Below are 7,596 nucleotides of genomic sequence, written 5' to 3'. Positions count from 1 at the left end.
AGTAGAACGCCCCGGCAAGGGCCGGCGCGAGGCGCGCGAGGGCATCGTTGGAGGGCAGCGCAGCCGAGACCAGCGTCATGATGTAGATCGTGGCCAGCTCTTGCCGCGTCAGCGCCCATTGCTCCCTCACGCGGCGCAACGCCGTGTTGACCACCAGCACGAGCAGCACGAGGATGGTGATGGCTCCGAGCGGCATGTGGCTGTCCACCATGTCGGAGCCCTCGATGACGAGGTCCGAGTACGGGGTTGCGAGTCCGATGAGGCCCGCGCACAGCAGTCCGATGATGATAGCGCGCAAGGTCATGGCGTAGGAGTGCTCGACTCCGCCCGAGTGCCGGCGACTATGTGTCAGTGCTGAGGGCCCGACAGGCCCGGGGACGAGTTGGGGTGCTTTTCGGCGAATGGGAGCGACGTACCTACTGCGGCAAGCGCCGCGGTCCGATGTGACCGCGGGCCGATGCGCGCTTGCCGAACGCACGGAATGCGGGCGCGTTATCAGCGACAGGAGCGGGCCGCGGAGGCGCCGAAGACGAGGACACCAACGCGCGGTCGAGAGCTGCCGCGCCGACGCATGCGCGCGCCGTGTTCCGCCGAATCGGGCCAGCTGCTCCGCGGGAGCGGCTTCCACTGCGTGGGTGCGTTCGCCGGCGCTTGACTATGCGAGAAACGGGGTCAGGTGAAATGACTGACGAAGCGATCTCCCCGGACTTTCCCTACGAATCCCACTACGCCGACGTGCTCGGCTCAAGAATGCACTACGTCGAGCAAGGCGCCGGCGATCCGATCCTGTTTGTCCACGGCACGCCTACCTGGTCCTACCTCTGGCGGAACGTCATCCCGCATCTCTCCTCCGCGGCGCGGTGCGTCGCCCTCGATCTCATCGGCATGGGCCGATCGGACAAGCCCGACATCGAGTACCGCTTCCTTGATCACGCCAGATACTTCGAGGGATTCATCGAGAAGCTGGGATTGCAGAACATCACGCTCGTGATTCACGACTGGGGTTCTGCGCTCGGCTTCCACTACGCGATGCGCCACGAGCACAATGTCAAAGGATTGGCTTTCATGGAAGCCATCCTGGCGCCGGTGCGCAGTTGGGACGTCTTCCCGCCGGATCTCAGAGAGATGTACCAGACCTTCAGGACACCGAACGTCGGCTGGGAGATGATCGTCAATCGGAACGCGTTCGTCGAGAACGTGCTGCCCAGTGCCGTGTTGCGCAAGCTCACCGACGAGGAGATGGACTACTATCGGGAGCCGTTCAAAGAGCCGGCCAGTCGCAGGCCGCTGTGGCGCTGGCCCAATGAAGTACCGGTCGCGGGAGAGCCGGCCGATGTCGCGGAGGCGGTCGAGACATACAGCCGCAGACTGCGTGAATCCGACCTGCCCAAGCTGCTGCTGTACGCGACGCCTGGGGCGATTCTGAGGGCGCCGCTGGTGGACTGGTGCCGCCGCACGCTCAAGAATCTCGCGACTGTGGACATCGGGCCGGGGCTTCATTTCGTGCAGGAAGACCGTCCGCATCGGATCGGCGCCGAGCTTGCCGCGTGGTACGGCGCTGTGGATTAAATGGCGCGCCGGCGGCGGCAGGGCCGGCATGCACGGCGCCGACGCAGGAGCAGCAGGCCGCACGGCGAAAGGGACATGACAGCAAACCTTGGCTCGTGCCGCACGAACACTCCTCTAAAGGACCCCTGGGAGGGACGATCATGAACCTGGGCGATCTCGTCGAACGTCAGGCAGACCTGAGGCCAGATAAGACTGCCCTCCATTTCCAGGACGAGTCGGTGACCTACGCCGAACTCGACCGACGCATCAACCGAGTGGCCAATGCGCTCGTCGGCCTTGGCGTGGGCAAGGGCGATCGAGTGGCGGTGCAGATCGGCAATCGGCTCGATTTCGTTTACGCCTACTATGGCATCGCGCGCACGGGCGCGGTGCTCGTCCCGCTCAACGTGATGTACAAGGCCGCTGAGGTCGAGTACATCGCCAACGACTCAGGCATCAAGGCGATCATCAGCGATGCGCCGCTCTACCCGGTCGCGGCGGCGGTGCGCGCGAAGGTGCCGACTCTGGAGCACGTCATCGTGGCGCGGGAAGCGCCGGACGATTCGGTCGTGCCGCTGACAGCCATCCTGGCAAGCGACCAGAATGCGCGTCCGCAGGTGGACATCGACCCCGAGGACCTTGCCGTCGTATGCTACACCTCCGGCACGACGGGGCGGCCCAAGGGCGCCATGCTCACCCACAACAACCTCATCTCCAATTGCGAGCCGCTGGTGTTCTTGCCGAGGTACGAACTCAGAGCCGACGACATCAGCATGCTCGTGCTGCCGCTGTTTCATATCTACGGCATGAACGTCGCCCTGGGCGCGCCGATGTACGCGGGAGGCACCGGCATCATCATCGAACGCTTCGACCCGGAACTCGTGCTGTCCACGATTGAGCAGATGCGAGTGAGCGTGTTCTATGGCGCGCCGCCGATGTACATCGCGATGAGCAGTTTCGAGTCTCCGCGGGAATTCGACCTGTCGAGCCTGCGCGTCGTCTATTCCGGCGCGGCGGCGCTGCCGGTCAAAGTCCTGGAGCGGTTCGCCGAGCGCTACGGCATCACGATACAGGAGGGATATGGTCTGACGGAGACATCGCCGGTGCTCTGCACCAACGCCGCCGGAGAGCAGACCAAGCCCGGCTCGGTTGGGCCGCCCATACCGGGAGTCGAAATCAAGATCTTTGACGAAGATGATCGCGAGGTGCCGGTGGGGGAGGTTGGCGAGGTCGTCTGTCGCGGGCCGAACATCTTCAAGGGCTACCTCAACCTGCCGGAGGAGACGGCCGAAGCCATGACCTCCGGATGGTTCCACACTGGTGATCTGGGCAAAGTGGACAGCGACGGATACTGTTACATCGTTGACCGCAAGAAGGAAATGGTGCTGGTGAGCGGCTTCAACGTGTATCCGCGGGAAGTGGAGGAAGTGCTGTATCGCCATCCCCAGGTGGCGGACGCCGCGATCATCGGGGTTCCCGATGAGTACAGTGGCGAGCGCGTCAAGGCGGTCGTCGCGCTGCGCCCCGGCGAGGCCTGCAACGCCGAGGACATCATTGCGTATTGCCGCGGCAATCTCGCCGCCTACAAATGCCCCAAGGAAATTGAATTCCGCGACCAACTGCCCAAGCTCCCCACCGGCAAAGTAGCCAAGCTGGAGCTGAAGCAGGGGGGGTAGGGACCGCCCTGCATGTCCCGGTGAACCGTGATTGAGAGACTCACGGGAGCGCGCCGAGGCCGCGCTCGCGGGTGAGCAGCCTGGTGTGGGCCTTCGCCCGCGCGTCCGAATCGTCGAGCAGGGGCGCGGCTCCGGTCGGTTGAATCAGCAAGATGTCCGAGACGCGGTTCCTCGAAGGAGCGGCGGCGATGAGTTCACTCGCGGATCAGCTCGAGACGATCGGCCTGATGGCGGCGCACGAGTCGGCAATCGCCGACCTCTATGAGGCGTACGCGCAGAAGTTCCCCGAGCAGGCGGAGTTCTTCCACAGTCTCGTCGCAGAGGAGCGCGAGCACGCCCGGTCGATCGTCGGTTTCGCGGAAAAGGCGCGCTCGGGGGCGGCTCGCGTCAACCCGGATCGGTTCAGCTCGCGCGAGATCCTGACCTCGCTCGACAACGTGCGCCAACAGCTCCGGGGGGCGGAACGGCGCCGGGACATCCCGCTAGTCGAGATTCTCTCGGCCTGCGCTGACCTCGAGGACTCCTTGCTCGAACGGCGCTATTTCGAGATCCTCGAAGGCGACGGCGCGGAGCTGCGGCAGCTCCTGGAGACACTGGCGGGGGAGACTGAGGCGCACCGCGACAAGGTGCGCCAGGCACTGGCGCAGCAGCAGCAGCAGGAGCCGTAGCGCGATTCTGCCGCTATTCCTACGGCCGGCTGCCCGACGCAAGCTGCCGGACGCGCTCCTCGTTGGCCGCCCACCAGTCAGCGAATGGCTCGCGATCCGGCCCCGCACCCCACCAACCGCCGAGCAGGCCATGCATGTCCTCCGGCGACTTCTCGCCGGCCCCCATGAGCGCGTGCCACACCTGCCGTGGGTGCTGCATCTGGGCTAGTTCCCGGGCGAAGCCGTCATCGCGGATCAGCATCCGCACGACGGAGAACTCCGTCCAGTAGTCGCCCTGTTCCATTTCCCTAAGCAAGGGGCCGATGCCGCGGCCAAAGTCGATGAGATACCACTCATGGCGGCACGTCTGCTTGTGACGCGCGTTGAGCGCCCGCGAGATCGCAGTGTCGCTGAGCGTGACACGCTCGCGGTACATTAATCGCCCAATGCTCCGGCGATCGACGATCCGCTTGGACCCTCAATGGGTGCAGACGTACGTGCCGTAGAAATACGAATTGTACGGCCGCGTCAGGGCGACCCAACTCGCCACCACAAGCCCGGCGAACACGAGCACCGCAGCTGTTACTGCCAGCTTTTCCGATCTCGGGCGCCCTGCGGACTGTTCGGCCATCGCGCTCACCCCCGCTAATCGGGGTCATTACCCACATCGTGCTCAACGACGGCCGGGCGACACACTGGGCGCGGGGTCGCCTGACCCCGCGATGCGCCGCTTCAGCGAAGCCGCGCCCGGCTCAAGCGCCGCCCTTCCAGATAGCGCGCTCCATTCCCGCCGAGCGAGATTTGGGTAATGGCGAGCGGCGCATTGGGGTCGCCTGCATCTCCCTCCGGCCCTGTTTCCGCCGGCCAGACCCCGCTGCCGAGCGGAATGACCTCGCTGCCCCTGACCAGCACGACGCTGCGCGGCGCAAGCCCGTAATGCTCAACCCGCTCGTCTATTCGAGCGGTGACATCCCTGTGGGTATCCGTTCGATTCTGCAGCGCATAGCCCTGCGCGAAACGCGCGACTTCGCAGCCCTGCGCGAAGTATGGCTCCGCGAAGACCTGTGACCACTCTTCCGCATCGTCACCACTGGGCTTGATTTCAGTTAGCGCGATCCTCGCGCGGCGGGCAAACAGCGCATTGTGGATCTTCCCCATGAGAGGGTCGGTCGCGCTGGGAGACGACCAGGCGAGCGCGCTGTAGAATATCGCATAGCCCTCGCCCACACGGTTCACATACAGGCCCTGACGGCCGGGGCCGCGCAGCGCCGCGACGGCTGTTGAAGGCTCCACATCCAACGCCATTTCGCGCAGCTTGTCGGTTGCGTCAACTCCGGCCTGCAACCCGCCGAGAAGCTCGCCGAAATCTCCCGTCGCGACAAACCGACCGGGCCCGCTGTCGCTGACCGTCAGGCGCCTGATCCCGAAGAGACGTTTCGCCGCATCCGTCATGCCGGTCACGACCTTGCCCGCCTGGATGCACCCGAAGCCGACATCGGCAAACAGCACGCCGCCTCCGCGCACGTAGTCCGTGAGCCTGCGCATGGCGTCTGCGCCGATGTCGGCTGCAAACGGGGCGAGGATCACGCCGTAGTTGTCCAACTCCGCGCGGCTCAACGTGGAGGTCGTCAGATAGTCCACCTGGCCATACCGGGTGCCGTACTTCAGTTCCCGCATGAGGGGCACCGGCTCGCCGCTGGGATGGCGCAGCAGCCCGTATACCTGGGACATCGCGCCCCATCCCTCGGCATAGGGCTCATAGAGAACCGCGATTGTCGGCCGGGGCAGCATCTCGAAGATCCCCGAGGCCCGCAGCGTGCGGATTGTCGTCTCGCACATGTCAATGCGCTGCGCGCTGCTGCTGCGGTCACCCGGCCGGTCGTCCACGCCGAGGAAGCTCCACGGCCAGAACGTGATGCCGGCGGCGCCGTGCAGGGCCGCCTCCGCCATCCAACCGCGGATCACCCGCGCGTCGAGGTGCCAGTGGAAACGGGCGGAGTCCTCGGGAAGCAGCATGGGCATGGCGGGCCGCACGTTCGGCCCCCTGCCGACATCCACCATCCACACGTGATGAGTGTCGAAGTCGGAGCCGCTGCTCCCGGGGTAGAAATCGAAGAACGCACCCCAGGTCCGGGGAATCCGCGTTGCCGGCCAGCCCAGGTTGTTGGCGCCCGACCAGATCGGCGTGGCCGGGTCAACCTCACGGACCGCCGACTCGAACTGCCGATTGGCCCAGGCGACACGGTCGAGCTTGAACCTGGCCGAGTCGAACGCCTTGGGACCGATGCCGAACGGAAAAGAGGGTGTCACCATGCTGTCCTCAGGCCGGCCGTGCCCCTGCCGCTGATATTCGAGCGTGACCTCGCCGAAGTTGCTGTAGCGGCCGTCCCATGCCGCGTTCAGCGCTTCGATGCTTCCGTACTCCCGCCGCAGAAAGTCGCGAAACGCCTCGTTGGGATAGGTGAGCGCGTCGCCGAGCTCGTCGGAAAAGCACCAGCCGATGAGATTCGTCGTGTCGCGATAACGCCTCACAATGGACTGCACGTAACTGCGCCACTGAGCGTCAAAGGCCCACGGCGTTCGGCCCGCGCCGGCGTGTATGCTGTTGTGGAGGTACACGATAACATAGAAGCCACGTTGCTTGATGCCAAGGAGGTAGTCGTCCCACTCCCTGAAGGCTTCATCGAGCGGCACGGCGTCGCCGGCATAGGCCAGTTCCGCGAACACGGTGTTGAGGCCGGCGCGGCGGTAGTCGGGGTCAGCGCCGTCCGTCAGGTTCGCCCAGAACAACGCCAGCGGCTGCCCGTCAATGAGCAGCATCATCTTGCCCGACGGCGCCTGCCCGATGCGCGCGTCCACCTTGTGACCCGCGCGGAGCTGTTCGAGAGCAGTCTCTTGCGATTGCCCTCGCGCGGCGCCAACTGCGATTACCGACGCCGCGGCAAGGAGCAGAGTTGCTTTTACCCGGTTCTTCATTTCAGCCGCGCCAGGATTCGTCGCTCACCTCGCGACGGCCGCATGCAGCCGCCTGTGGGTGCAAGACTCCGGTCAGCGATTCTAAGGACGGCCTCGCGCGTCGAGACAGTAACTCGTCATCGGCACCTGCGCGTAACCCATCGCGAGGTGCGCGACATCGGCGCGATAGATCGGATCCTGCATCAGCGTGACGCGCTGGTCGGTTGCTGGAACGGTCGTGGTATATATCCGCAGCTCGCCCGCGACTGACGTGACGATCTCCTCGCGCCAATCCCCGAATATATCGGCCCAGGCGGCTTGGTGCCCCGCGACGCCCGCGAGATGCGTGAGGCCTGTGTCATAGTCATAGACCCGGCCGCCGTGAAGCAGCTCGCGTTGGGCGTCGGCGTCCCAGTACACCGCCCGGGGACTCAGACCAACATCAAATGCGCTCTCGGTAGCAAGCAGCTCCCCGTTCGCGGCATGCAGCCGGCGCATCGGATAGTCCCGCTCGCCGCTGTAGCATTCCATCCCTGGATGCGCTTGGTCAATATCCGAGCACAGGCCCGAGCTGTGAACGTGATACGTCCGCTCCTTGAGCCCCCAGATGACCTCCCCGGTTCTGGCGTCGACGAGACAGACACCGTTGATCGGCTTCGGCCGCTCGTAGCCATAGTAGACCTCGAGCCCCGGCCGCTGCGGGTCAATATCTCCACCGTACGCATGGTCGCAGTGGAACATGCCGGTGGACCACAGCCCGCGGCCGTCGT

8 protein-coding genes are annotated in these 7,596 nt (G+C 65.2%); 3 read left to right on the top strand and 5 right to left on the bottom strand.

All coding sequences use genetic code 11. The annotated features are described in order from the left end of the window. On the bottom strand, nt 1-304 hold a 304-nt coding region (locus JSV65_08060), incomplete at its 3' end, for a hypothetical protein (GenBank protein ID UCH36296.1). Between the two features lie 377 nt (nt 305-681). Here JSV65_08060 and JSV65_08055 point away from each other — a divergent pair. The 3 genes from JSV65_08055 (at nt 682) to JSV65_08045 (ending at nt 3,892) form a co-directional block, all read left to right on the top strand. Continuing rightward, nucleotides 682-1,569 (top strand): haloalkane dehalogenase, encoded by an 888-nt coding sequence (locus JSV65_08055; GenBank protein ID UCH36295.1) that lies wholly within the window; start codon nt 682-684, stop codon nt 1,567-1,569. A gap of 140 nt (nt 1,570-1,709) precedes the next feature. Next, nucleotides 1,710-3,224 (top strand): long-chain fatty acid--CoA ligase, encoded by a 1,515-nt coding sequence (locus tag JSV65_08050; protein ID UCH36294.1) that lies wholly within the window; start codon nt 1,710-1,712, stop codon nt 3,222-3,224. Nucleotides 3,225-3,412: 188 nt separating this feature from the next. Then, nucleotides 3,413-3,892, top strand: coding sequence for a hypothetical protein (locus tag JSV65_08045; GenBank protein ID UCH36293.1), 480 nt, complete (start codon nt 3,413-3,415; stop codon nt 3,890-3,892). A gap of 19 nt (nt 3,893-3,911) precedes the next feature. On the opposite strand, the gene JSV65_08040 is transcribed toward JSV65_08045, so the two are convergent. From JSV65_08040 to JSV65_08025, 4 genes are all read right to left on the bottom strand, one after another. Then, nucleotides 3,912-4,307, bottom strand: a complete 396-nt coding sequence (locus JSV65_08040; protein UCH36292.1) for a hypothetical protein — start codon at nt 4,305-4,307, stop codon at nt 3,912-3,914. 42 nt (nt 4,308-4,349) lie between these two features. After that, complete coding sequence (locus JSV65_08035) at nt 4,350-4,502, bottom strand: hypothetical protein (GenBank protein UCH36291.1); 153 nt, start codon at nt 4,500-4,502, stop codon at nt 4,350-4,352. A gap of 101 nt (nt 4,503-4,603) precedes the next feature. After that, nucleotides 4,604-6,847: a beta-galactosidase gene (locus JSV65_08030; protein UCH36290.1), complete on the bottom strand. Its 2,244-nt coding sequence runs from the start codon at nt 6,845-6,847 to the stop codon at nt 4,604-4,606. A gap of 81 nt (nt 6,848-6,928) precedes the next feature. Beyond that, a partial coding sequence (locus JSV65_08025; protein ID UCH36289.1) for a silent information regulator protein Sir2 occupies nt 6,929-7,596 on the bottom strand: 668 nt, incomplete at its 5' end.

It is taken from the genome of Armatimonadota bacterium (genome assembly GCA_020354555.1).
Taxonomy (GTDB): domain Bacteria; phylum Armatimonadota; class Hebobacteria.
This window is presented reverse-complemented; position numbering and strand designations above follow the sequence as displayed.